At 70.0% G+C, this 23,707-nt stretch carries 21 protein-coding genes and 1 pseudogene; 5 read left to right on the top strand and 17 right to left on the bottom strand.

Features of this window, described 5'->3' with window-relative positions; translation table 11 throughout:
• The 3 genes and pseudogenes from B9G38_RS00980 to B9G38_RS00990 form a co-directional block, all read right to left on the bottom strand.
• Nucleotides 1-253 (bottom strand): annotated as a pseudogene (locus B9G38_RS00980) (MATE family efflux transporter); the annotation flags it as partial.
• A 98-nt stretch (nt 254-351) separates the two neighbouring features.
• Nucleotides 352-792 carry an EamA family transporter gene (locus B9G38_RS00985; protein ID WP_049929634.1) on the bottom strand — a complete coding sequence of 147 codons (441 nt, stop codon included), beginning with the start codon at nt 790-792 and terminating at the stop codon, nt 352-354.
• Nucleotides 793-822: 30 nt separating this feature from the next.
• Nucleotides 823-2,601 (bottom strand): histidine kinase N-terminal 7TM domain-containing protein, encoded by a 1,779-nt coding sequence (locus B9G38_RS00990; protein ID WP_086219177.1) that lies wholly within the window; start codon nt 2,599-2,601, stop codon nt 823-825.
• A gap of 449 nt (nt 2,602-3,050) precedes the next feature.
• On the opposite strand from B9G38_RS00990, the gene B9G38_RS01000 reads away from it, so the two are divergent.
• Nucleotides 3,051-3,818 (top strand): VOC family protein, encoded by a 768-nt coding sequence (locus tag B9G38_RS01000; protein WP_049929632.1) that lies wholly within the window; start codon nt 3,051-3,053, stop codon nt 3,816-3,818.
• A gap of 41 nt (nt 3,819-3,859) precedes the next feature.
• Here the strand turns inward: B9G38_RS01000 and B9G38_RS01005 are convergent, their stop codons facing one another.
• From B9G38_RS01005 to B9G38_RS01045, 9 genes are all read right to left on the bottom strand, one after another.
• Nucleotides 3,860-6,571, bottom strand: a complete 2,712-nt coding sequence (locus B9G38_RS01005) for a PAS domain S-box protein (protein ID WP_086219179.1) — start codon at nt 6,569-6,571, stop codon at nt 3,860-3,862.
• A 140-nt stretch (nt 6,572-6,711) separates the two neighbouring features.
• Entirely contained in the window at nt 6,712-7,176 is a 465-nt protein-coding gene (locus tag B9G38_RS01010; RefSeq protein ID WP_086219180.1) for a Zn-ribbon domain-containing OB-fold protein, read from the bottom strand.
• Nucleotides 7,173-8,339, bottom strand: coding sequence for a thiolase domain-containing protein (locus B9G38_RS01015; RefSeq protein ID WP_086219181.1), 1,167 nt, complete (start codon nt 8,337-8,339; stop codon nt 7,173-7,175). Before B9G38_RS01015 ends, B9G38_RS01010 begins: the two co-directional genes overlap by 4 nt.
• Nucleotides 8,340-8,466: 127 nt before the next feature.
• On the bottom strand, nt 8,467-9,219 hold the full coding sequence (locus tag B9G38_RS01020; RefSeq protein ID WP_086219182.1) for a proteasome assembly chaperone family protein: 753 nt from the start codon (nt 9,217-9,219) through the stop codon (nt 8,467-8,469).
• A gap of 77 nt (nt 9,220-9,296) precedes the next feature.
• Nucleotides 9,297-9,476, bottom strand: coding sequence for an RNA-protein complex protein Nop10 (locus tag B9G38_RS01025; RefSeq protein ID WP_049929627.1), 180 nt, complete (start codon nt 9,474-9,476; stop codon nt 9,297-9,299).
• A gap of 52 nt (nt 9,477-9,528) precedes the next feature.
• Nucleotides 9,529-10,329 (bottom strand): translation initiation factor IF-2 subunit alpha, encoded by an 801-nt coding sequence (locus B9G38_RS01030; protein WP_086219183.1) that lies wholly within the window; start codon nt 10,327-10,329, stop codon nt 9,529-9,531.
• Between the two features lie 18 nt (nt 10,330-10,347).
• Nucleotides 10,348-10,521: a 30S ribosomal protein S27e gene (locus tag B9G38_RS01035; protein WP_086219184.1), complete on the bottom strand. Its 174-nt coding sequence runs from the start codon at nt 10,519-10,521 to the stop codon at nt 10,348-10,350.
• Nucleotides 10,522-10,523: 2 nt separating this feature from the next.
• Nucleotides 10,524-10,805 (bottom strand): 50S ribosomal protein L44e, encoded by a 282-nt coding sequence (locus tag B9G38_RS01040; RefSeq protein ID WP_086219185.1) that lies wholly within the window; start codon nt 10,803-10,805, stop codon nt 10,524-10,526.
• 101 nt (nt 10,806-10,906) lie between these two features.
• Nucleotides 10,907-11,584, bottom strand: a complete 678-nt coding sequence (locus B9G38_RS01045; protein WP_080508532.1) for a cyclase family protein — start codon at nt 11,582-11,584, stop codon at nt 10,907-10,909.
• A gap of 132 nt (nt 11,585-11,716) precedes the next feature.
• Here B9G38_RS01045 and B9G38_RS01050 point away from each other — a divergent pair, with 132 nt between their 5' ends.
• The gene (locus B9G38_RS01050) at nt 11,717-13,879 is read left to right on the top strand and encodes a S9 family peptidase (RefSeq protein ID WP_086219186.1); all 2,163 of its coding nucleotides are present in this window, start codon (nt 11,717-11,719) and stop codon (nt 13,877-13,879) included.
• Nucleotides 13,880-13,910: 31 nt separating this feature from the next.
• On the opposite strand, the gene mce is transcribed toward B9G38_RS01050, so the two are convergent.
• Nucleotides 13,911-14,297: a methylmalonyl-CoA epimerase gene (mce, locus tag B9G38_RS01055; protein ID WP_049929624.1), complete on the bottom strand. Its 387-nt coding sequence runs from the start codon at nt 14,295-14,297 to the stop codon at nt 13,911-13,913.
• A 112-nt stretch (nt 14,298-14,409) separates the two neighbouring features.
• Here mce and B9G38_RS01060 point away from each other — a divergent pair, with 112 nt between their 5' ends.
• Nucleotides 14,410-15,213: a formate/nitrite transporter family protein gene (locus B9G38_RS01060; protein ID WP_086219187.1), complete on the top strand. Its 804-nt coding sequence runs from the start codon at nt 14,410-14,412 to the stop codon at nt 15,211-15,213.
• A 39-nt stretch (nt 15,214-15,252) separates the two neighbouring features.
• Here the strand turns inward: B9G38_RS01060 and B9G38_RS01065 are convergent, their stop codons facing one another.
• On the bottom strand, nt 15,253-16,926 hold the full coding sequence (locus B9G38_RS01065; RefSeq protein ID WP_086219188.1) for a methylmalonyl-CoA mutase: 1,674 nt from the start codon (nt 16,924-16,926) through the stop codon (nt 15,253-15,255).
• 131 nt (nt 16,927-17,057) lie between these two features.
• Here B9G38_RS01065 and B9G38_RS01070 point away from each other — a divergent pair, with 131 nt between their 5' ends.
• Both B9G38_RS01070 and B9G38_RS01075 read left to right on the top strand, forming a co-directional pair.
• Complete coding sequence (locus B9G38_RS01070) at nt 17,058-17,723, top strand: O-methyltransferase (protein WP_086219189.1); 666 nt, start codon at nt 17,058-17,060, stop codon at nt 17,721-17,723.
• Nucleotides 17,724-17,941: 218 nt separating this feature from the next.
• Nucleotides 17,942-20,533, top strand: a complete 2,592-nt coding sequence (locus B9G38_RS01075; protein WP_086219190.1) for a PAS domain S-box protein — start codon at nt 17,942-17,944, stop codon at nt 20,531-20,533.
• Between the two features lie 39 nt (nt 20,534-20,572).
• Here B9G38_RS01075 and B9G38_RS01080 read toward each other — a convergent pair whose 3' ends face one another.
• The 3 genes from B9G38_RS01080 to B9G38_RS01090 form a co-directional block, all read right to left on the bottom strand.
• Nucleotides 20,573-20,971 (bottom strand): OsmC family protein, encoded by a 399-nt coding sequence (locus B9G38_RS01080; RefSeq protein ID WP_086219191.1) that lies wholly within the window; start codon nt 20,969-20,971, stop codon nt 20,573-20,575.
• Nucleotides 20,972-21,065: 94 nt separating this feature from the next.
• On the bottom strand, nt 21,066-22,463 hold the full coding sequence (locus B9G38_RS01085) for a sugar porter family MFS transporter (RefSeq protein WP_086215872.1): 1,398 nt from the start codon (nt 22,461-22,463) through the stop codon (nt 21,066-21,068).
• Between the two features lie 315 nt (nt 22,464-22,778).
• A complete protein-coding gene (locus B9G38_RS01090) occupies nt 22,779-23,501 on the bottom strand; it encodes a metal-dependent hydrolase (RefSeq protein ID WP_049929617.1) in 723 nt (240 codons plus the stop codon).
• Nucleotides 23,502-23,707 lie beyond the last annotated feature (206 nt).

Consider the following 23,707-nt stretch of genomic DNA (forward strand, 5'->3'; position numbering starts at 1 on the left):
CCGCGAAGCCGACGCCGGCGACGGCGCTCGTGCCGACCGCGACGCCGACCATCGCGACGTCGACCGCGTTCTTCGACATCCGGGCGATCCCGGTGACGATCCGGGGCCACGCGAGGTCGGTGGTCCGCACCACGCGGTGACGGTCGATCAGCCCGGCCCTCGCGAGGGCGAAGCCGATGTAGAGGATCAGCGCGCGGAAGGGGTTCGGCAGCCGAGAGATCAGCTCGCGGAGGGAGTTCGGAAGGCGAGACACGGCAGATGCCCGCCTTTTCAGCTGGCGGCTAAAGGAGTTTCGTCACGCGGCAGGCGGTTCCGGATCGAGCGGGGGTCGCGGGCCGAGCCGTCGCCCGATCAGGCGCCCGAGACGAGGTAGACGGCCGCGGCGGCGAAGACGATCCCGAGCCCCTTCCGAGCCGTGAACGACTCACCGAGGAAGAGGAAGCCGATCACCGACGAGAAGACGAGGAACATCGCGAAGATGGGCGTCACGACGCTCACCGGACCCGCGGAGAGCGAACGGTACAGTGCGAGGATCCCGATACCGAGGAACACGCCCGCGGCGAGCACGTGCGCCAGCTTCGGCGAGGCGAGGTGGCCGGTGAACTCCTGTCCGGTGTACGCGATCACGCCGAGCGCCATGGCGACGAGCAGCGTGTTCGAGACGACGACGGCGACGTCGCTCGGGATCGCGTTCGGACCGGTCGTGGCGACGCGCATCAGCGGCGAGACGAGCGCGTACGCACCCATGGCGAGCAGCGCGTACGGGAGGTAGGTCGTGGCCGTAGCGTCCATACCACGGGGTCACCGCCCGGAGGCAAGTGCCTATCGACCCGCGTTCGGCGGCGGCCCCAGCGGGGCCGACTCGTCGGCCGACCGCGAGTCGTCGGGAACGTCACCTTCGCGGTCGGCGTCCGAACCGCCCCGGTCGTGAACCGGGACGCAGACCGTCACCGCCGTCCCCCTCGGCTCGCGCTCCGCGAACGATATCCGGCCGCCGAGGTGGTCGACGCCCCACTTGACGATCCACAGGCCGATCCCGCTCCCGTGGCGCAGCGGCGTCTCGGTGCCGCGGTCCAACACGTCGTACTCCGCGGGGTCGATGCCGGGACCGTCGTCCGCGACGGTGACCTCGACCCAGCCGTCCTCGACGAGGGCGTCGATCCGGGCCCACGGCTCGTCCGCGTCGTTGTGTCGGACCGCGTTCGAACAGAGGTTCTCCAAGACGACCCGCAGCACCACCGACACCGAGACGGACGGCACCGTTCCGACCTCGATCCGCGCGTCGGGATCGATCTCCCGCGCGTCGGCGACGGCCTCGTCGACCACGTCCGGCAGCGGCGCCGACCCGGACTCCTCGGTCGGGGCGAACAGCTCGCCGGCGGTCCGGGTGCGCTCGCTGAGTTCGAGCATCCGCCCGGCGCTCTCCTCGATGACCGAGAGCGCGCGTTCGTCCGTCGGGTCGGTCCGGAGCCGCGCGGCGTACCCCTGAATGAGGTTGGTCTCCGTCCGCACGTCGTGACGGAACACGCGGTTGAGCACGTTGAGCCGCTGCTGTTGGCCGAGGTACGCGCCGACGTCGTGGAAGGTTATCACTCGGGCGGTGGTGCGGTCGTGGTCGTCGGTCACGTCCCTGACAGTCGCCTCGTACGGTCGCCGCCCGTCGCGGCCGACGATCGGGACCGCTCGCGGCGCGTCACCCTCGGCGCCGTCTGGCTCGCTGACCGTCTCGTACTTCGGGACGACCGCGTCGGCGGGCTCGCCGATCGCCGCGCGCCGGTCGACGCCGAACGTCTCGGCCGCGCTTTCGTTCAGGTCGACGACGAGCCCCTCGGTGCCGACGACGAAGACGGGGTCGTGGAGCTGCTCGAAGACGAGCTGGCGCGCGCGGCGGCGCGGCGCGGGCGCGAGCGTCAGCAGTCGGAACCGCGACAGCGCGAGGAGGTATGCCACCCCCGAGACCACGAACACCAGCGGGGTCGGATCGAGCCCCGAGATCGGAATCGCGCCGGAGAGGTAGGCGACGCTCCCGGCCCACGGCGCCGCGGTCCCGACGAGCAGCGCCGCGCTCTGCCCGCGGAACGGGCGCGCGTCGTCGCGGATCAGCTGGATAAGTGGGACCGAACCGACGGCGCCGAGGAGGTAGGTGTACCCCGCGATGACGTAGTACAGCGGACCGGGGACGACGTCGAGGAACGTTCCGACCGCGGTCTCGCGCACGAATCGACCGACCGTGAGGAGGTTCCCCGGGTCGTCCGCGGCGGCGACCGCGACGGTGGCGACGGGCACGACCGACACCAGCGCAACGGAGAACGGCGTCACGTAGCGGTCGTAGCCGGTGTACGCCAGCGCGAAGAAGAGCCAGCCGACCGGGATGGCCACGACGCCGACCCACTGGACGTCGTACCACAGCGCCTTCGCCGGCAGCGTGGTCGCCTCCAGTTCGAAGACGAGGAACGTCGCCCACCAGACCTGCCCGGCGAGCAACACCGCGAGCCACGTCGCGCCCGGCTCCGGTCGCTCCCGCCACGCGAGGATCGCCGCCGCCAGACCGACCGTCACGGCGACGAGGAGAGCGACGGAGAGCGGGCTCAACGCGGCCATGCCGTTTTTTACACAGATCGGATTTATAACTCATCGAGTCTGTTCACCTGATTGAAAATTCCGGCGTCACCGGGCCGAACCTACCGGTGGGCGCCGCCTCACCCGCCGAGCGCGAGGAGCGCGACGCCGGCGACGAACGCGCGGTGAACAGCGCGCCCGCGTCGAACGCGGCGACCCGTCCGAGGGACCCCGCGGCGGGGGTGGTTGCGCGCGGACGAGACTGCGCTGCCGTGCCGTCTGGCGTCGACGGCCTGATCGGTTCGTTTGCCATGGAGACGTCCGCCGCAGGTCGGCGACAGACGTGCGTCGTGGGGTATCGATCTACACTTACCCACGTCGTGAGGCGTTAACAAAACGCGAGCGCTCGCGGTATCAGCGGGCTCGGTCGAACGACGCGGGCACCTTCGGGGTTCAGTACGCTTTTGACACGAGCGGCCGATAACTCGCGTATGGACGGAACCTTCGATCACGTGATGATCCGCGTCGAGGACTTAGAGGAGAGCCTCGACTGGTACCAGACCCACCTGAACTACGAGGAGAAGGGCCGCTGGGAGGCCGACACCTTCACCAACGTCTTCCTCGGTCCCGAGGACGTTCACGAGGACGGCGCGCTCCTCGAACTCACGTACAACCACGACGGCCGGAGCTACGAGCTCGGCGACGCGTGGGGACACATCGCGGTTCGCGTCCCCGAGGACGCGCTCCAGGAGTCGTACGACCAGCTGATGTCGGAGGGCGTCGACGACTACCGCGACCCCGAGTCCTGCGGGAACCGCTACGCGTTCGTGAAGGACCCGGACGGCCACGAGATCGAGATCGTCAAGCGCGACCACGGCGCGAAGTGGAGCATCGACCACACGATGGTCCGTGTCGAGGACGCCGACGAGGCGCTCGGCTACTGGACCCGCAAGTTCGAGTACACCGAGTACCCCGGCCGCTGGGAGGCCGACACCTTCTCGAACTACTTCGTGGCGCCCGAGGACGCGCCGGAGGAGGCGATGAAGCTCGAACTCACCTACAACTACGACGGCCGGGAGTACACGATGGGCGACGCGTGGGGCCACGTCGCGGTCCGCGTCGACGACCTCGACGACGCGTGGGACGCGCTGATGACCCGCGAGGCCCCCGACTACCGCGACCCCGCCTCCTGTGACCACAACTACGCGTTCACGAAGGACCAGGACGGCCACGAGGTCGAACTGGTCACGCGGGACTGAGTCCGCCGCCGTCCGACTCCGTTTCTCCTCCGCGGTCGCCGTCAGTCTGCCGACTCGACCCCGGTGATCTCGAAGCGCGCCCCCCCGGCCTCGCTCTCGACGGCCCGCACCGACCAGCCGTGCGCGTCGGCCACCTGCTCGACGATCCGCAACCCGAATCCGGTCCCCGACTGCGATGTGGAGTAGCCGGCGTCGAACACCGTCCCGCGCAGGTCCGGGTCGATCCCCGGGCCGTCGTCGGCCACGTAGAAACCGTCCGGCAGCGATCCGACCGTGACGGTCAGGTCCTCGCCGCCGTGTTCTATCGCGTTCCGGATCAGGTTCTCTAACAGCTGTTTGAGTCGCCCCTCGTCCGCGACCACCGTCCCCTCGACTTCGGTGCGCAGCGTCGCGTCGCTGGTGTCGACGGTCCGCCAGCAGGCGCCGACGACCCGTGCGATGTCGACCGGCTCGGCGTCGGTCACAGGGTCGCCCTCGCGCGCGAGCGTGAGGAGGTCGTCGATCAGCGCGGTCATCCGGTCGTGGGCGCGCTCGACCGCCGCCAGGTGTTCGCTGTCACACTCCTCGCGCGCGAGTTCGGTCCGGCCCCGCGCGACTTCGAGCGGGTTCCGGAGGTCGTGTGACACGACGCCGGCGAACTCCTCTAGTCGGTCGTTCTGCCGCTCCAACTCCGCAGTCCGATCCGCGAGGCGACGGGTGCGCGCCTCGGCCTGGAACGCCGTCTCGGCCGCGGTCGCCAGGATTCCGGCGAGGTACTCGTCGACGCTGCCGAGCATGCCCGGCTCCGTCTCGCCGATCGATATCGTCCCGAACTCGCCGATCGGAACGATGAGCAGGCTCCGGAGCGGCGTGTCGACGTCGAGCGCGTCGGTCGTCCGGATGTCGTCGAACTTCCGGAGCTCGCCCGCCTCGAACGCCGCCCAGTTGAGGCTCCCGCCGTCCGGCGTGAACGTCTCCCGCTCGGGCAACACCTCCGTCGCGCGGTCGGAGACGGCGACTGGGACCAGCCCGCCGGCCGCCTCGTCGTAGAGCCGGACGGTAACGATCGAGAACTCCAGGACGTCGGTGGCGGCCGCGACGGCCTGCTCGGCGATCGCTTCCCGCGACTCCGCGCGGACGAGCGTCCGCGTGGCGCCGTGGAGCCGCTCGACGCGGCTCTCGCGCTCGATCCGGTCGAGCGCCGCTTCGAGGTGGTCGGTGAGGATCTCCGCCACGAGGACGTCGGTGTCGGTGAACTCGTGCGGGTCCGGGGAGGAGACGACGAACAGCCCGTGGTCGCCGATCGGGCCCAACACGAGGCTCTCCGCCGGGGAAGGCTCGTCCAACCGATCGGACGACGAGAGCTCGTCGATGACGACCGACCCCTCGCCGCGGAAGGCGCCCCACGCCAGCGCCGCGCGCGATCCTGCCGGCGCGTCGCGGTCGTACGACGGCTGCTCCTCGAACAGCATCGGCACAGAGTCGCCGAGCGCGGCCGGCTGGAGGCTCTCGCCGTCCTCCGAGAGCAGGTGGATCCCGCTCAACCCGGCGTCGATCAGGTCGTCGACCGCCTCGACCGCCAGCTCGGCCGCCTCGTCGGTGGTTCGCGTGTAGTTGAGCTCCCGCGTCCACTCCCGGAGGCTCGCGAGCGTCCGCTCGCGCTCCTTCCGCTCGGAGATGTCGCGCGTGGTGACGACGTACCCCTCGATGCCGTCCGTCTCGATCCGGTCGCTGCCGACGGACTCGAGCCAGCGGTAGCCGCCGTCGGTCGTTCGGAACCGGTACTCGGCGGTCGGGGGGTCCCCGTCGCCCTCGAGCGCGCCGAGCGCCTCACTCACGGCATCTCGATCCTCCGGGTGGATGTACTCCAGCGCCCGCTCGCCGAGGAGGTCCGACGGCGCGTAGCCGATCACGCTTTCGCACGACGGACTCAGGTACCGGAATCGCCAGTCGCTCGACAGCACCGTGACCACGTCGCCGGCGTGTTCGATGAACGCCCGGTGTCGCTCGCGCTCGCTGTCGTCGCGGACCACGCCGACGAACCGCCGCTCGCCGTCCGCGGTGAACTCACCGTACGAGATGGAGACGGGGACCTCGTGGCCGTCGCGGTGGAGCGCGTTGAACCGGACGTCTGACCAGTCGACGCTCCGCTCGCCGTCGGCGAGATACCGATCGACCGCCTCGAGGTGGTCGTCGCGGTGTCGTTCCGGTATCAGCGTCGTGAGCGGTTCACCCTCCAGATCGGCCGGTTCGTACCCGAACATCGGCTCGACGGCGGCGTTCGCGAACCGGATCACGCCGTCGGTGTCGACCGACAGGACCGCGTCCGACGCCCCTTTTGCGACCGCGCGGAACTGTCCGACGGCCTGCTCGGCCTCCCGCTCGGCCCGCCGCTGCTCGACGGCCTCGACGATCCGGTCCGCCAGCCGCTCGCACTGCTCCGTGTCGCCGGACTTCCGCATGTAGTCGGTAACCCCCGCGGATATCGCCTCGCTCGCGACCGCCTCGCTCCCCCCTCCGGTGAACAGGATGAAGGGAAGGTCCGGGTCGCGCTCACGGACCTCGTCGAGGAGATCGAGGCCGTCTCGACCGGACAACTCGTAGTCGGAGACGATACACTCCACGTCGCGCTCCGACAGCGTCTCGAGTCCGGCGGCCGCGTCGGGCGCCGTCTCGACCGCGATCCGGTCTCGCTCCTCCCGTAAGAACGACGCGACGACCGCACGCAGGTCCGGGTCGTCGTCGACGAGCAGGACCGGGATGCGGTCGATCATACACTCGGATTACTTACCATTCGGGTATAACGGTTTTGCCCCGCAGGCGTCGAGCGGTCGGCTCCGTCCGAGCGGTCAGCGGTCGCCGGCCGCGATCGCCCGGGGCTCCCGAACCGGTCCGTCAGCCCGCCGCTCGCGGCTCACTCGTCTTCGGCCGGGGTCTCACCGGCGGCCGGACGGAAGGCGACCAGCCGCTCGCCGTCGGTGGCCCGCTCGCCGACGTCAACCGTCACCGCGTCGCCGATCGCGACCGCCGGGGCGGCGTCGTCTCCGTCTCGCTCCGCGTCGCCGTCGCGGACCACGCCGGTGAGCCGCGTGGGGCCGAAGTCGACCACCGCGGTCGCGTACGGCGCGTCGTCGGCGAAGCGCGGCGAGGGGACGTGGACGACGCTGTACGTCTCGACGGTCCCCGTCTCGTCGAGGGGCTCCCGCGAGAGTTCGGGGGAGCCGCACTCGGGACACACCCGCCGCGGGGGAAGGGAACCGTGCCCCTCCGGGCAGACGACCGCGAACCCGTCCCCGTCTGCGAGCGCGTCGAGCCACTCGGCGTACTCTCGGTCCGTCGGCGACGAGGCGTCCGCCGCGTCCGCGCCGTCGTCGCTCATTCCGCCACCTCCAGCACGTGGACGACCGCGCTCGCGACGGTCCCGCCCGCATTGTGCGCGACGCCGACCTCGGCGTCCGGAACGTGGTCGCTGTTGGGGTGGTCGCCCCGCAGTAGGCGAGTCAGCTCCGCGATCTGCGAGCCGCCGGTCGCGCCGACCGGGTGGCCCTTCGCCTTCAGGCCGCCGGAGAGGTTCACCGGGAGGTCGCCGTCGGCGGTCGTGACGCCCTCTCGGGCCGCCGCGATCCCCTCACCCGGCTCGAACAGTCCGAGCGACTCCAGCGCCAGCACCTCGGCGATGGTGAAGCAGTCGTGGACCTCCGCGACGTCGACCGCGTCGGCACCGATGTCGGCGTCGGCGTAGGCCGCGTCGGCCGCGTCGTCCGCGGCGGGCGTCCGCGCGAGGCTGTCGCGGTCGCCGAGCGCCATCCGGTCGGTCCCCTGTCCGGCCCCCGTCACCGCGACCGGCGCGTCGAGGTCGCGGTCGGCCGCGTACTCCTCGGAAACGAGCACGAGCGCGCTCGCGCCGTCGGTGATCGGACAGGCGTCGTACAGGTGGAGCGGCTCCGCGACCGGCGGGGCGTCCATCGCCTCGTCGACGGACACCTCCTTCCGGTACTGGGCGTACTCGTTCGGCACCGCGTTGGCGTGGTTCTTCGACGCGACGTGCGCGAGGTCCTCGCGGGTCCCGCCGTAGGCGTCGAAGTACGCGTTCGCCATGAGCGCGTACGCGCCGGGGAACGTCACGCCCGACCGGACCTCGAATAGGTCGTCGGCGGCGATGGCGAGCCCTTCCGTCACCTCGTCGGTCGGGAGGTTCGTCATCCGTTCCATTCCGCCCGCGAGGACCACGTCGGCGTCGCCGGCCGCCACCGTCCGGACCGCCTCGCGGACCGCGACCCCGGCCGACGCGCAGGCCGACTCGTAGCGCGTCGCCGGGCAGCGGACCCCGGCGGCCTCGGCCATCAGCGGCGCTTGGTGGCCCTGGTGTTCGGCGAGCGAGCCCATGAAGTTCCCGTAGTTCAGCTCCTCGACGTCGGACCGAGCCACTGCGGCGTCCTCGAACGCCCGGAGCGCGGCCTCCGCGAACAGATCGCGGCCGGTCCGTTCAGGGTGGCTGCCGAAGGGTGTGAGCCCGACACCGGCGACGCGTACCTCAGACATACACGAACGATGATCGGGGATGCGGTTTAGCTCTGCCGGAAGCGGGAGTCCCGGTCGGCGGACGGCGGAGCAGCGCGTGGGCGAGGAAGAGAAAAATTGCCGGACTGCGTCGAGGGTCTGCCCGCGCTCAGCCGATGTACCGGAGGTCGTCGTCCGGCACCGCCGGCCCCTCCTGCATCTCGCGGATCTTGCCGACGACCTCCTCCATCTCCTCGGCGCGGTCCTCGAGGCTCTCGTAGTCGACGCGCAGATCGAGGACGGCTTCGAGGACCTCCAGCACGGCCCGCGCGCTCTTCGGGTCGACGAGGTAGCCGCTCGTCTCGCCCATCAGGCACGTGGCGTCGAAGCCGCGGCGACCGCCGAGCCCCAGCACGAGGCCGGAGACGCCGACGATGCCGCCGGCCGGTTCGTCCGCGCGGAACTCGACGCCCGCGTCCTCCAGGTCGGCGGTGAGGTCGCCGTCGGAGACCGCGCCGAGGACGGTGTACTCCTCGACGAGTTCGCCGGTCGGGACGCCCCCGAGGGCGAACGCGCGCTCGGCGCCGAACTCCGCGGCGACGTCGAGGAACGTCGAGGTGAGCCGGTAGTGGCCCGCGTTCGACCCGGCCTGGTGGTCGCCGGTCAGCACGAGCAGGTCGGCGCCGTCCGTCTCGACGGCGTGGAACTCCGCGCAGGTCAGCTCCGCGACCCCCTCATCGTCGACGCTCACCTGCGGCGGGAACTCCGTGGCGTACACCCGGCGGACTAACTCCCCGTCGAACTCCTCCAAGAGGTGTTCCGCGGCCAGCTTCCCCACGTGGCCGACGCCCGGCAGCCCCTCGATCAACACCGGGTCGTCCAGCTCCGGCGTCGCGACCTCGTCGATCTCGATGTCCTCCATACCCCGTTCGTCCGGGCGGCGGTCACAAGAGGGTGGCTATTCGCGCGTCGGTACCGTCCTCGCGACCGACCGAGGGGTCACTCCGTCCGTCGTCGCGCCCGCCGCCGGTACTCGCCGTACGGGTCTTCCGGCCCGAACGGGGCCGGCGCGCTGTTCTCGGTGGGACCGTCGCACTCCGGGCAGCGGTCGCCGAGCGCGTACACCGGTCGGTCGTGGACGCGCTCCCAGTTCGCGCAGACGCGGATATCTGATTTCACGGATAGAAGGGTCGTGTTACGGGAAAACGGTCGTGTCCTCGGCCGATCGGCGCTACTCGTCGTCTTCGCGGCGCTCGCGGTGGAACTCGCCGGCGCCGCCGGCGGCCTCGATCGACTCGCGGGCGCGCTCGGCGGCGGCCTCGAGCTGCGACTCCGCCGTCTTGTAGTTCGGCGCGCGGACCTTGATCCGGTACTCTGGTGAGCCGACGTAGCCGACGTCGAGGTCGACACCGTCCGGGATCTCGCCGTTCCCCTCGGCCGCCGCGAGGGCGTCGCGCACGTCGTCGACGCCGTCGGGGGCCGCGGACTCGAGGTCGACGTACCCGGTCACGTCGACGTACGGGACGGAGACGTTGTTGCGGGCGGCCGTGACGATCGCGTCGACGGTGTCGCCGTCGACGTCGACGTCGTCGAGCGCCTCGTCGCCGCTGATCGCGGCCGCCTCGAAGGCGTCGTAGAGGCTCTCGTACTCCGCGAGGAGGGCGTTCGCGACCGTCGTGTAGCGGTCGTCGTCGACGTCCTCGCCGAGCGCGATCAGCATCCAGTTGTCGGCCTTCTGGGCGTTCTTCCAGTCTTGGATCGTCTCCTTGCGCTGGTGTTCGTTGACGTCTTTGATCGAGAGGTCGATCTGGTTCGACGACTCGTCGATCTCCAACACCTTCGCCACGACCGTCTGTCCCTCGCGGACGTGGTCGCGGACGTTCTTGATCCAGCCGGAGGCGACCTCGCTGATGTGGCAGAGGCCGCGCTTCTCCTCGTACTCGTCGAGGTCGACGAACACGCCGAAGTCGGCTATCTCGTCGACTTCGCCAACCACTAGTTCGCCGGGTTCGGGCCAGCCGCTGTACTTCATGACGGAGATGCGAGGCGGTTACCGCGCCTCAACGGTTTCGACGATCTCGCCGTGAAGCTCGGCCTCACCGCCGGTCGGGGTCGCGAGGGTCGTGCCGCAGACCGCACACGACACCGTGGAGGAGGCCTTGCCGAAGACGACCTGTTCGTTCTCGCAGTCGCCGCAGGCGACGTGGTGGAAGTCTCCCGCCATGCTTACTCCTGGAACGTGAGACGGCCGGCGCGCCATCCCTCGCGCATGTGAGCCTTCCCGCCGTCGCCGCAGCGGTACTTCAGGTGGGTCTTCTTCGTCGGCTTGTCGCCACCGGGCACCTTCGAGTACCCGCCGGCGTTGCCGATGGTCGCGAGCGCGCGGCGTCGCTGCCGAGCGTCGCGTTTCATTCCGGTCGCGCGACCCGATCGAACCTTCTCCACCTCGTGCTCGTGGTGGGAGTCACAGTGGGGGCAGTACGTGTTGAAGCGGCGTGGCATTTCCATGGATATCGACCTTGAAACGCGGTTCGTCGCCGACGCTTAAAACGGGTTTGGTCTGGGGCGCCGGCGAGGCGCCGCTCCTGACCGAGCGTTCGATGCGCCGCTCAGTCCGCCCACTCTGCCACCGCGCGCACCGGCGACCCGTCGGCGCCGCGAAGGCGGAGCGGGAAGGCGTACAGCCGAAACCGCGACGGGAGGCCGTCGAGCGCGCGGAGGTTCTCGACGATCGGGAGCGAGTCGCCCAAGAGCGCGTCGTGAGCGGGGGTCCCGTCCGGCTCGTTCCGTTCGGACGACCGCGCGTCGGCCGCGCCGCTCGCCGCCGGCGTCGGATCCGGTCCGAAGGTGTCGAGGCCGACCCCGACGCCCGCGGCCCGACAGCGCTCGACGGCCGCCGCGGTGAGGTACGGGTGGTCGCGGTACCGGTCGCTCCCCCAGTGAGACGCCCAGCCGGTGCGGAGGACGAGGAGGTCGACGCCGGGGTCGAGGTCGCTCGGCTCGGGCAGCACCTCGGGCGGAATCGCCGCTCGCGGTTGCAGCGGTCGAAGGTCGACGAGGCGCGCGTCGAAGGCGAACCGACCGACCGGCTGGTCGTCGATCGCCTCCCCCTCGGGGAGCGTGTGGCGAGGCGCGTCGACGTGGGTTCCCGCGTGGGTGCCGGTCCGGAGTTCGCTCGTCGCGTACCCGTCGGCCTCGTGGGTCGCGTCGGGCGCGAGCGTCACGTCGGGGTCGCCCGGGTACGTCGGCATCCCCGTCTCGGTCGGTCGCGAGAGGTCGCGGAACACGGTCGGCGGTCGGACCGCGGCGCGGTTAAGTCGGTCGCCGTCAGTGCCCCCGACACGACGGGGTCGGCCCGCCGTCGTCCGCGGGGTTCCGCGGCCCGAACGTATTTCCTGCGCCCGCCGCTGGGTGGTTCCATGTCGGAACTGCCGCTCGACGCCTACTACGACCTGACCCAGATCGGCGAGGTCGCCGTCTCACCGGCGGGCGACCGCGTCGCCTTCACCGCGACCGAGTACGACCAGGCCGCGGACGAGGCGGTCTCCTCGCTGTTCGTCGTCCCGACCGACGGCTCCCGCGAGCCCCACCGCCTGACGAGCGCGTCGGGCGCCGCCTCGCCGACGTGGGGACCCGACGGCGACCGCCTCGCGTTCGTGGCCGCCCGCGATCGCGACGCCGAGAAGCGGGTCGGCTGGCGGGACCGCGACGATGAGGACGCGGGCGACGCGGAGGGCGACGCGAGCGAGGACGACGCGGACGACGAATCGGCCGACGGTGAGGGCGAGAACCACCTCGGCGGCGACGACGAGCCCAAGCCGCAGGTGTGGATCTTCGACCTCGCCCTCGGCGGCGACGCGCGACAGGTGACCGAGCGCGACGAGGGCGTCGCCGGGTTCGACTGGTCGCCCGACGGCGACCGACTGGTGATCGAGTCGCGCGACCCGACCGACGAGGAGTCCGAGTACCTCGACCAGGTCCGCGAGGAGGGCGGCCCGATCGAGACGACCCGCCTTCAGCACAAGGTGAACGGCGCCGGGTGGACCGACGACGTGACGCGGTACCTCTTCGTCGTCGACCTCGACGACCCCGAGACCGACCCCCGGCGGCTCGACGACGCGCACGGCGGCGGCGCGTTCGAGGACGTCGCCGGCATGGACCCGACGTGGGGGCCGGGCGACCGGATCGCGTTCACCTCCTGTCGGCTCGACCGCCCCGACGACACCACCGTCCGCGATCTCTACGCGGTGTCGGCCGACGGGGGCGACGCGGAGCGGCTCACGGGCGGCGACCTCGCCCACGGCGCGCCCGCGTGGCACCCGGACGGCGACCGGATCGCGACGACCGCGAGCGACCCGGACGACCCGCCCGCGCCGGCGGAGGTGTACCTCGTCGACGCCGCCGGGGGGGAAGGCGACGACCCGGATGCCGACGACCGCGACGCCCCGACCTCGGTCACTGCCGCTCTCGACCGGACGATCGCCCGCGGCGGCGGGGTCGAGTGGGTCGACGGGTCGATCTACACCCGGATCGCCGACGAGAGCCACACCCGGTTGGTCCGTGTCGAGACCGACGGCAGCGCGGAGCGCGTCTTCGAGGCGCAGGGCCGCGACCGGGCCATGGTCGGGTTCGACGTCGCCGACTACGGGGCGACCGCGGTGACGGTCCTTTCTGAGCCGGAGTCCGGGACCGACCTGTACGCGGTCGACGTCACCGACCTCGACGCGGCCGCCGAACCCGACTCCCTTCGCCGCCTCACGAGCGTCAACGAGTCGCTGACCGGCGAGTTCCCGATGCCGGAGGCCCGCCGCGTCGAGTGGGAGTCTGACGGCTGGACGCTCGACGGCGTGCTCTACCACGGCCCCGACGTGGATCCGGACGACGGCGACCACCCGCTGGTGGTGGCGATCCACGGCGGCCCGATGTCGTACGACGAGCCGGTGTTCAGCTTCGGCCACGCCGCCCTGACGAGCCGAGGGTACCTCGTGTTCCGGCCGAACTACCGCGGCGGTACCTCCCGCGGCCGGGAGTTCACCGCGGAACTGAGCGGAAAGTGGGGCACCGCAGAGGTCGACGACATCGCGGCGGGCGTCGAGTCGCTCGCGGACCGCGGGTGGGTCGACCCGGACCGCGTGTTCGGCCACGGCTTCTCGTACGGCGGCATCGCGCAGGGGTTCCTCGTCACGCAGGAGCCGGACCTGTTCACCGCCGCGGCGCCGGAGCACGGCATCTACGACCTCCGTTCGGCGTTCGGCACGGACGACACCCACGTCTGGCTGGAGGCGGAGTTCGGGCTCCCGTGGGAGGACCCCGAGGCGTACGCGTCGTCGACGGCAATGTTGGACGCCGGGAACATCGAGACCCCGCTGCTCGTGATGGCCGGCGGCGAGGACTGGCGGTGTCCGCCCTCCCAGTCGGAGCAGCTGTACGTCGCCGCCCGCAAGCAGGGGGTCGACGCGGAGCTGGTCGTCTACCCCGACGAGCACCACAACATCGGTGACCCGGACCGCGCGATCCACCGGCTAGAGAAGATTCTCGGCTGGTACGAGACGCACGACCCGGCGATCGAGGCGGCGGACTGAATCGCGGCGGCTCCCTCCGGCGGAACCGCTCTCAGTGTTCGACGAACTCGACGAGGACGCCGCCGGTGGACCGCGGGTGGCAGAACGCGACCTCGTGGCCCCACGCCCCCGGGCGCGGTTCCTCGTCGACGAGGTCGATACCGAGGTCGCGCGCGTGGTCGAGCGCCGCCGGCAGGTCGTCGACCGCGAGCGCGACGTGGTGAACTCCCGGTCCCTCGCGGTCGAGATACTCCGCGATCGTCCCGCCAGCGTCCGGTTCGAGCAGCTCGAAGTACCCACCGCCGTCGAGTTCGAGAAAGACGATCCGCATGTCGTCGAACGTCTCCTCGTGGGCGACCGGGGCGTCGAGCAGGCCGCCGAACAGGTCGGCTAAGTCGGTCGCGTCGCGGGTCGCGACGCCGACGTGGTCGAAGCGCATACGGTTCAGTTCCGGCGGCGTCGACTTATAATGACCGCGCGGTTCCCGGTCGCCCTGCCCCTATCCCAAGGTTTGGGTGCGTCCCTGCCGTACCCCGTATCATCACCCAGCCGTGAGCGACTCAGAGACAGGCGGCTCGACGGAGCAGATGACCTCGCGGAACATCCTCGGGTCGCTGCTCAAAAGCGGGCTCCACGAGATGAACCGCGAACGGTCCGGGCTCCTCCTCTCGGGACTGTCCGCCGGGCTCGACATCGGGTTCGGACCGCTGATGATGGCAGTCGTGTTGACGCTTTCTCCGGGGACCTTCGGCGATCTGACGACGGAGCTCCTGTTGGCGTCAGTCTACTCCGTCGGCTTCATGTTCGTGATACTGGGGCGCTCGGAGCTCTTCACCGAACACACGACGCTGGCGGTCATCCCGGTGATCGATCGGCAGGCCTCGGTCCGCCAGCTCGGCCGGCTCTGGGGACTGGTGTACGCGGGGAACATCGTCGGCGGGCTGCTGTTCACGCTGCTCGTGACGCTGCTAATGCCGGAACTCGGCGTCGTCGACCCGACTTCCTTCGAGACGATCGCGTTGAAGCTGGTCGACCACGACCTCCCGTGGCTGTTCGTCGGCGGCGTCTTCGCCGGGTGGCTCATGGGGCTGCTGGCGTGGCTCGTCGCGGCGGCGCAGGACACGACCGCTCGGATCCTCCTCGTGTTGATAGTCACCGGAACGATCGGTCTGCTCCACCTCCCGCACTCGATCGCGGGCAACGTCGAGGTACTGTTCGGGCTGATCGTCTCCTCGGCGATCACTCCGATGGACTACATCGCGTTCCTCGCGCTGGCGACGGTCGGGAACGCCGTCGGCGGCGCGGTGTTCGTCGCGCTGCTGAAGTACGGTCACGTCGTCCGCGGCGCGGACTGAAAACGCCCGGACAGGGGCGACCGCGGATCGTCTCCGACCTCACCGCCCCGGCTTGTACTCCCCGAACTCGTCGCGGAGCACGTCCGATATCTCCTGGACCGTCGCGTACGCCTTCACGGCGTCGACGACGTGCGGCATCACGTTCTCCGTCCCCTGTGCGGCCTCGCGCAGTCCGGCGAGCGCCTCGTCGACCGCGTCGTCGTCGCGCTCGTCCTTGACCCCCTTCAGGCGGTCCCGCTGGTTCTGCTCCTGATCGGGGTCGACCTCTTCTAAGTCCATCTCCGGCTCCTCGTCGACCTCGAACTCGTTGACGCCGACGATGACCCGCTCGCCCTCCTCGATCTCCTGTTGGCGCTCGAAGGCGACGTCCTGGATCTGCCGCTGGACCCACCCGCTCTCGACGGCCTCCAGCATGCCGCCGCGTCGGTCGACCTCCTCGAGGATCTCGAACGCCTCCTCCTCGATCCCGTCGGTGAGGTCCTCGACGTAGTACGAGCCGGCGAGCGGGTCGATCGTGTCGGCCGCGCCCGACTCGTGCGCGAGGATCTGCTGGGTGCGGAGCGCGGTCCGGACGGACTTCTCCGTCGGCAGCGCGAGCGCCTCGTCCTTCCCGTTCGTGTGGAGGCTCTGGGTGCCGCCGAGGACCGCGGCCAGCGCCTGATAGGAGACGCGGACGACGTTGTTCTCGATCTGCTGGGCCGTGAGCGTCGAGCCGCCGGTCTGCGTGTGGAACTTCAGCTGCTTCGACTTCGGGTTCTCCGCGCCGAACCGCTCCTCCATGATCTGCGCCCACATCCGGCGGGCGGCGCGGAACTTCGCGGCCTCCTCGAAGATGTTGTTGTGGGCGTTGAAGAAGAAGGAGAGCTGCGGGGCGAACTCGTCGACGTCGAGCCCGGCGTCGAGGGCGGCCTCGACGTACTCGATGCCGTCGCCGAGGGTGAAGGCGATCTCCTGAGCCGCGGTCGAGCCCGCCTCGCGGATGTGGTACCCCGAGATGGAGATCGTGTTGAAGCTGGGGACCTCGGCGGCGCAGAACTCGAAGACGTCCGTGATAAGCCGCATCGACTGCTCCGGCGGGTAGATGTAGAGGTTCCGCGCGATGTACTCCTTCATGATGTCGTTCTGGATCGTCCCGCGGAGCTGCTCGCGCGGGACGCCCTGCTTGTCCCCCATCGCGACGTACATCGCGAGCAGGACCGCCGCGGGCGCGTTGATCGTCATCGACGTGGACACCTCGTCGAGGGGGATCGAGTCGAAGACGGTCTCGAAGTCGTCGAGCGTGTCGATGGCGACGCCGGAGCGCCCGACCTCTCCCTCGGCCATCGCGGCGTCGGAGTCGTACCCCATCTGCGTCGGGAGGTCGAACGCCATCGACAGCCCCGAGGAGCCCTCGTCGATGAGGTAGCGGAACCGCTCGTTCGTCTCCGCCGCGGTGCCCATCCCGGCGTACTGGCGCATCGTCCAGAGCCGCCCCCGGTGCATCGTCGAGTAGACGCCGCGGGTGTACGGCTCCTCGCCGGGGTAACCGAGGTCATCGCGGTAGTCCAGGTCGACGTCTGCCGGCGTGTACAGGGGATCGACCTCCTGCCCGCCGGTGTCGGTGGTGAACGTCTCCTCGCGCTCGCCGAACCGGTCGACCGTCTCGCCGTAGGTGCCCGCCTCCCACGACTCCTTGCCCTCCCGGATCTCGGCGAGTTCCTCAGGGTCGTACATTACTAAATCGGTCGACCGAACGGGACTTAACAGTTTTCAGGGACGGGCGGGCGCGGGCCGCGCGACCGGCAGCGCCACGGCACCCCCTCCTCGCGGGGGCGATTTAAGTATCCCGCGTTCGACACGGCCGCATGGACGTACTCACGGACCCCGCGCGCCGCTTCCTCGCCGCGACCGCGCCGGACCACACCGCGGTCCAAGCGGAGATGGCCGACCTCGCCGACGAGTGGGGGTTCCCGATCATCGGTCCCGAGGCGGGGGCGGTCCTCCGGCTGCTCGCGCGGCTGACGGACGCCGACCGCGTCTTCGAGTTCGGCTCCGGCTTCGGCTACTCGGCAACGTGGTTCCTCCGCGGCGGCGCCGAGAGCGTGGTCTGTACCGAGTTCGACGCCGACGAGGCCGAGCGCGGCGTCGCGTTCGCCGCCGACCACGGCTACGCCGACGGCGTCACCTTCGAGGTCGGCGACGCGATGGAGACGGTCGACCGCTACGACGGGCCCTTCGACGTGGTCCTCATCGACCACCAGAAGGGCCGGTACGCCGACGCCTACCGGACCGTCCTGCCGAAAGTCCGGTCCGGGGGCGTGATCGTCGCCGACAACATCGCCCGGGGGCCCATCGACTTCGAGACCCTCGTCGCACACTTCGAGGCGGGCGAGCCGCTGCCGGACGACGCCGTCGACGGAGCGACGCGCGGCATCGGCAAGTACGTGGGGACCGTCCGCTCCGACGACGCGGTGGAGACGGCGATCCTCCCCGTCGGCTCCGGAATCGCCGTTTCGACGGTCGTTCGATGAGATCGAACGGAACGGTCATCATATCGAGTTACATATATTACTCCGGGTGTGCGGACCGTACGGGACCGACGGGACGGCGGGGCGAACGCGCCGTCACCGGTTCGCGTACTCGTCGGCGCCGGCGCTGCTCCCCGCTGGCTCCGGTATCTCCGTTTCGGCGGTTATTCGGTGAAACCGAACGAAACGGTTATCATGTCGAATAGAAAACATCAGTCCGGATGAGCGGAGCGAACAGAGCCGACGGGACGGCCGGAGCGAAAGCGGCGTCGCCGGTCCGCGTGCTCGTCGTCGACGGGGGACTGGGATTCGCAGAGGCGGCCGCCTCGCGGCTCGAGTCGCGCGACGACCGGATCGAGGTGCGAACGGCGGTCGACGCCGACGCGGCGCTCGACGCACTGTCCGCGGCGACGTTCGACTGCGTGGTGTCCGGCTACGAACTGGCGGAGACCGACGGGGTCGACCTGCTCGAAACGGTCCGTGACAGACACGGCGACGTGCCCTTCGTCCTGTTCACCGGATCGGGGTCCGAAGCGGTCGCCAGTGAGGCGATCTCCGCCGGGGTCGACGAGTACGTCAGGCGGAGCGAGCCCGCCGACCAGTACGCGCGGCTCGCGGGCGCGGTGACCGAACTCGTCTCGGAGACGCGGGACGACCGTCGGCTCGCCACGCACTTGGAGCACACCAGCGACGCCTTCTGCGAACTCGACGCCGAGTGGCGGCTGACGTACCTCAACAGGCGGGCGGCCGAGTTCATCGAGCGCGACCCGGATGAGGTGCTCGGCGAGCGGATCTGGGACCTGTTCCCGGAGATCGTCGGCACCGACGCCGAGACGGCGCTGCGCGAGGTCGCCGAGACCGGCGAGGGGAAGCGGTTCGAATACCACGTCGACCGGCTCGGCGCGGACCTCGTGGTGAACGCGTACCCGGCCCCCGGCGGGCGGGCGCTGTACTTCCGCGACGTGACCGAGCGGCGAGAGCGGGAGCGAGAGCTCCGCGAGCTCTCCGAGCGCCTTCAGCTGGCCGTGGAAGGCGCCGACATTGGCGTCTGGGACTGGAACGTCCGGACGGACGAGGTCCGGTTCGACGAGCGGTGGGCGGCGATACTGGGGCACGAGCGCGACGAGTTGGCGTTCGAGCTCGGCACTTGGGAAGAGCGGGTTCACCCCGACGACATCGACGCCGCGTGGAGCGCCATCGAGGCTCACTTCGCCGGCGAGTCGGACCTCTACCAGTCGGACTACCGGATGCGGACGGAGTCGGGCGACTGGAAGTGGATCCGCGACCGCGGTCGTGTCGTCGAGTGGACCGACGACGGCGAGCCCCGGCGGGCCGTCGGGATCCACATCGACGTCACCGAAGAGAAGGAGCGCGAACGCGACCTCGAACGGTACCGGCGGATCGTCGACGAGCTGCCCGAGTCCGTCTGTACATACGACGCGAACGGCCGGTTCGCCCTCGTCAACGACCACCTCGCCGAGGTGTACGACGCCGCTCCGGAGGGGCTCGCCGGCGAGCCGAGTCGCCTCGTCGAGCGTGTTCGAGCGGCGGGCGACGGGGACCCGTGGCGGGCGCTCGTCGAGGGTGACCGCGACTCGCTGACCGGGACGACGGAAGTCGACTTGCCGACGAAGTCGGACGCCATCGTCGACTACGACTTCAGCCGGCTGGTCATCGACGGCGAGCTCGACGGCGTCCTCGGCATCTCTCGGGACGTGACCGAGCAGCGACGGCGCCAGCGCCGGCTCGAACGCACCTCGGCGCGCCTCGAAGCGCTGTTCGAGGGGTCTCCCGACATGATCGACATCCACGACGAGGGGGGAGAGATCGTCGACGCCAACCGGGAGATGACCCGAGAGCTGGGGTACGACCGCGACGAGGTCGTCGGGATGGACGTGTGGGAGGTCGACGCGGAGCTGGAGCCCGACGAGGGGATACGGCTCTGGCAGGGGTTGGAGATGGACGAGACGGTGCGGCTGGAGACGACGTTCACCCGCGCGGACGGGTCGACGTTCCCCGTCGAGGTCCACGTGCGACGCATCGACGTTCGGGGAGAAGACCGGTTCCTCGCGAGCAGCCGGGACATCTCCGAGCGGAAGGCGTACGAGCGCCGGATCGAACGGGAGAACGAGCGGCTCGACGAGTTTGCGAGCATCGTCTCACACGACCTCCGGAACCCCCTCAACGTCCTCTCGGGGTACCTGCGTCTCGCCCGCGAGACCGGGGACGACTCGTACTTCGACCGGTGCGAGCGCGCGCTCGACGAGATGGAGCGACTCATCGAGGACGTCCTGACGCTCGCCAAACAGGGCGAGGCGGTCGGCTCGTTCGAGCCCGTCCACCTGGGCGAGCTGGCCGCCCGGTACAGCGACGACGCGTTCGGGTCGGCCGAGGGCGAGGACCCCTTCGGCGGCGACGAGACGGAGGGAGAGCCTCGCGTCACGGTCGCGGTCAAGGCCGACGGCGAGATCTGCGCCGACTCCGGGCGGGTCGGCCAGCTGCTCGGGAACCTGTTCCGCAACGCCGACGAACACGGCGGGGACCGCGTCGTCGTCGGCGACCTCCCGGACGGGTTCTACGTCGCGGACGACGGCCCCGGGATCGACGCGGACCGCCGCGACGAGGTGTTCGAGAGCGGCTACACGACTTCGGAGACCGGCACCGGGTTCGGGCTCTCCATCGTCCAGCGCATCGCCGAGGCGCACGGCTGGGAGGTTGCGGTGACGGAGGGGGAACGCGGCGGCGCTCGGTTCGAGTTCACCGGCGTCGACCGGCCGGAGTCGCCCGCGGAGACCGCCGAGTCGTCGGACTGAGCGTACGGCGCGGGAAAGAGAAGACCGCGTCGACCCGGCTCAGAACGCGCCGGTGTAGACGCTGACGTCGGCGTTCAGCTCCTCGCGGAGAGCGCTGTGAACGTGGCAGATACCCTCGGCGCGCTCGGCGATGTCCGCGGCGGTCTCGTCGTCGAGGTCGGCCTCGACGTGGACGTCGAAGGCGATCGACTCGAGGTCGTCGTCGTCGTCCAGCTCGGCGCTGGCGTCGATCTGGATCTGCCCGAGCTCCTCCTCGCCGCGCTGACTGCCGCCGACGCGGAACGCCGGGAGGTAACAGGAGGCGTACGTGGCGACGAGCGTCGCGTTCGGGTTCGGTCCCGTCTCGTCGGTCGCGTCGATCTGGAGGTCGAACTCGCCGACCTGACTCGTGCTGGCGTATCCGGACTCGGAAACTGTGGATGTCTCGATGTCTGCCATAGTCGTCTCGCAGTTCGGACTCGCGGGGATAAAAGTTACCGCCATCGGCGCGCCGACACCGCCGCGACCCGTCGCCGAGGGCGGCGGACCGGCCTCAGTCGTCTTCTGACGCGTCGGACCCCAGTCCCGTCGCCCCCCGGAGGTCGGCCTCGATCGCCTCCAGCGTCCGGCCGTTCGTCTCGGGCACGACGCGGTAGGTGAAAAGCAGCGCGACGAGGCTACACGCGCCGAACAGCCAGAACGTCATCGGCGTGCCGATCCCGTCGAGCAGCACGGGGAACGAGAGCGCCACCACGAGGTTCGCGAGCCAGTTGGCGACGGTCACCAACCCCATCGCGCTCCCCCGGACGGCGAGCGGATAGATCTCGGAGATCAGCAGCCAGAACACCGGACCGAGCCCGATGGCGAAGAACGCGACGAACGAGACCAGCGTCAGCGTCGCCAGCCACCCCATTCCGCCGGTCGGGTCCGCGAACTGGAAGACGAGGCCGGCGACGGTGAGCGACCCGATCATCCCACCGGTCCCGACGAGCAGGAGGGGCCGCCGCCCGACGCGGTCGACGAGGAGGATCGCGACGACGGTCATGACGACGTTGACCGTCCCGATGGCGACCGAGGCGAGGATCGACTGCGAGCTGCCGAGCGCGGTCGACTCCAGTATCGTCGGCGCGTAGTACATCACGGCGTTGATCCCGGTGACCTGTTGGAAGACTGCGAGCCCGAGGCCGACGATCAGCGCCGGGCGCATCCACGGGCTGAGCAGGTCGCGGACCCCGTTCCCGGACTGGGCCTCGACGGTCGCTTCGATTTCCGACAGCTCCGACTCGATATCCCCGTCGCGCGTGCGACGGAGGACGGCGCGAGCCTCGTCGGTCCGGCCCCGCTCGTAGAGCCACCGCGGGCTCTCCGGCATCCGGGACATTCCCGCGGCGAGCACGAGGGCGGGGACCATCCCCGCGCCGAGCATGATCCGCCACGATCCGGAGCCGGAGAAGGCGTAGTTGACGAAGTACGACGAGAGGATCCCCACGGTGACCATCAGCTGGTTCAGCGACGTGAGCCCCCCGCGGACGGCGGGGGGCGCAATCTCGGAGATGTACAGCGGGCCGACGATCGACGCGAACCCGATGGCGATCCCGTCGATCATCCGCCCCGCGACGAGCACCTCGACGGTGGGCGCGACCGCCATGAGGAACGAGCCGAGGAAGAACACCCCGGCCGACAGCAGGATAAAGCGCTTGCGGCCGATCCGGTCGGACAGCTGCCCGCCGACGGCCGCGCCGGCCGCCGCGCCGACCATCGCGCCGCTGACCACGATCCCCTCCACCAAGGGACTCAGCTCAAAGGCGGTGTCGATGAAGAGGATGGCTCCGGAGATGATCCCCGTGTCGAACCCGAACAGGAGTCCGTTGAGCGCCGCGAGCGCGGAGACGATGTACACGAACCGTCCCCCGTCTCCGCGTATCGCGGCCCGCATATCGGCGGTTGACATGGTGTACCGATCCGGCGCTAATCATCTTTTATTTAGAAGACTTCTGATTTATTATTAATTTACGTATATTCAATATATTTCTGTCAGCGGAGCGCGGCGAAATCTACCACTGAGACGGATTATATTTATTCGGTTCCGAATAGTATCTTATTACCGGTCCGCCCGGCAGTCGGGACTCGACGCGTGACAGTGGTACGCCGAACGCGGGCTCGAAACGGTGCCTCGCGCGGCCCTCGCGCTCCGCGGACGCGTCGTCGTTTCGCGAAAAGAGCCCGGTCGGAGCCCCGTCGCCGTGGGCACGGGACGCCCCTCGCGCTACTCCAGCGTGTACGTCTCGTCGCCGTCCAGGACGACGGGCTCGGCGGCGGCCCCCGCCGCCTTCACCTCGCTGACGAACTCCTGCGTCTCGATCTCGATCGGGCCGAACGAGTCGTAGTGCATCGGGAAGACGACGTCGGCGCCGACCCAGTCGGCGGCGATTCCCGCGCCGGCGGGCCCCATGGTGAAGTGGTCGCCGGCGGGCAAGGCGGCGGCGTCCGGCTCGAGGTACGGCGCGATCACGTCGACCATCTCGGACATCAGGCCCGTGTCGCCGGCGTGATAGAAGGTGGTACAGTCCGGGTCGGACTCCTGGGTCGGCTTCTTGTCGCCCACGACGAAGCCGGTCGGCATGCCGCCGGCGTAGTCCGGGTCGTTCTCGATGCCGTTCGAGTGGTCCGCCCGGACCATCGTCACCCACGCGTCGCCGCACTCGACGGTGCCGCCGATGTTCATCCCCCCAGCCGGCACGGTGTTCTCGAGGCCGAAGTTCTCTTGGACGTAGGCGGTCAGCTCCGGGGTGGCGACCACGGTGGCGTCCTCGAACTCGGCCGCGTCGGCGATGTGGTCCGCGTGGCCGTGGGTCAAGAGCAGGTAATCGGGGTCGAGGTCCGCGGGATCGACGTCGGTCTTCGGGTTATCGAAGAACGGGTCGATGAGCAGCTCCGTGTCGTCGACGACGACGTGCCACGTGGAGTGGCCGTGCCAGGTGAGTTCCATGGTCCGTTCGATGCGTCTCGGCGAACGTTAATAAAACTCGACGCTGCGGATCCCAATCGGCGCGCGATAGAGAGCGGGGCCACGGCGAACCGGTCCGCACCGCGACCGGCGGTGTCTGTTCGTCTCGTTTCCGCCGTTTTTCGGCAGAGCGATCAGTTCGAGCGGCGGCCTGCGCAATATCTTCCCGCGAATACAGCCTTAACAAT

It is taken from the genome of Halorubrum sp. SD612 (assembly GCF_002135005.1).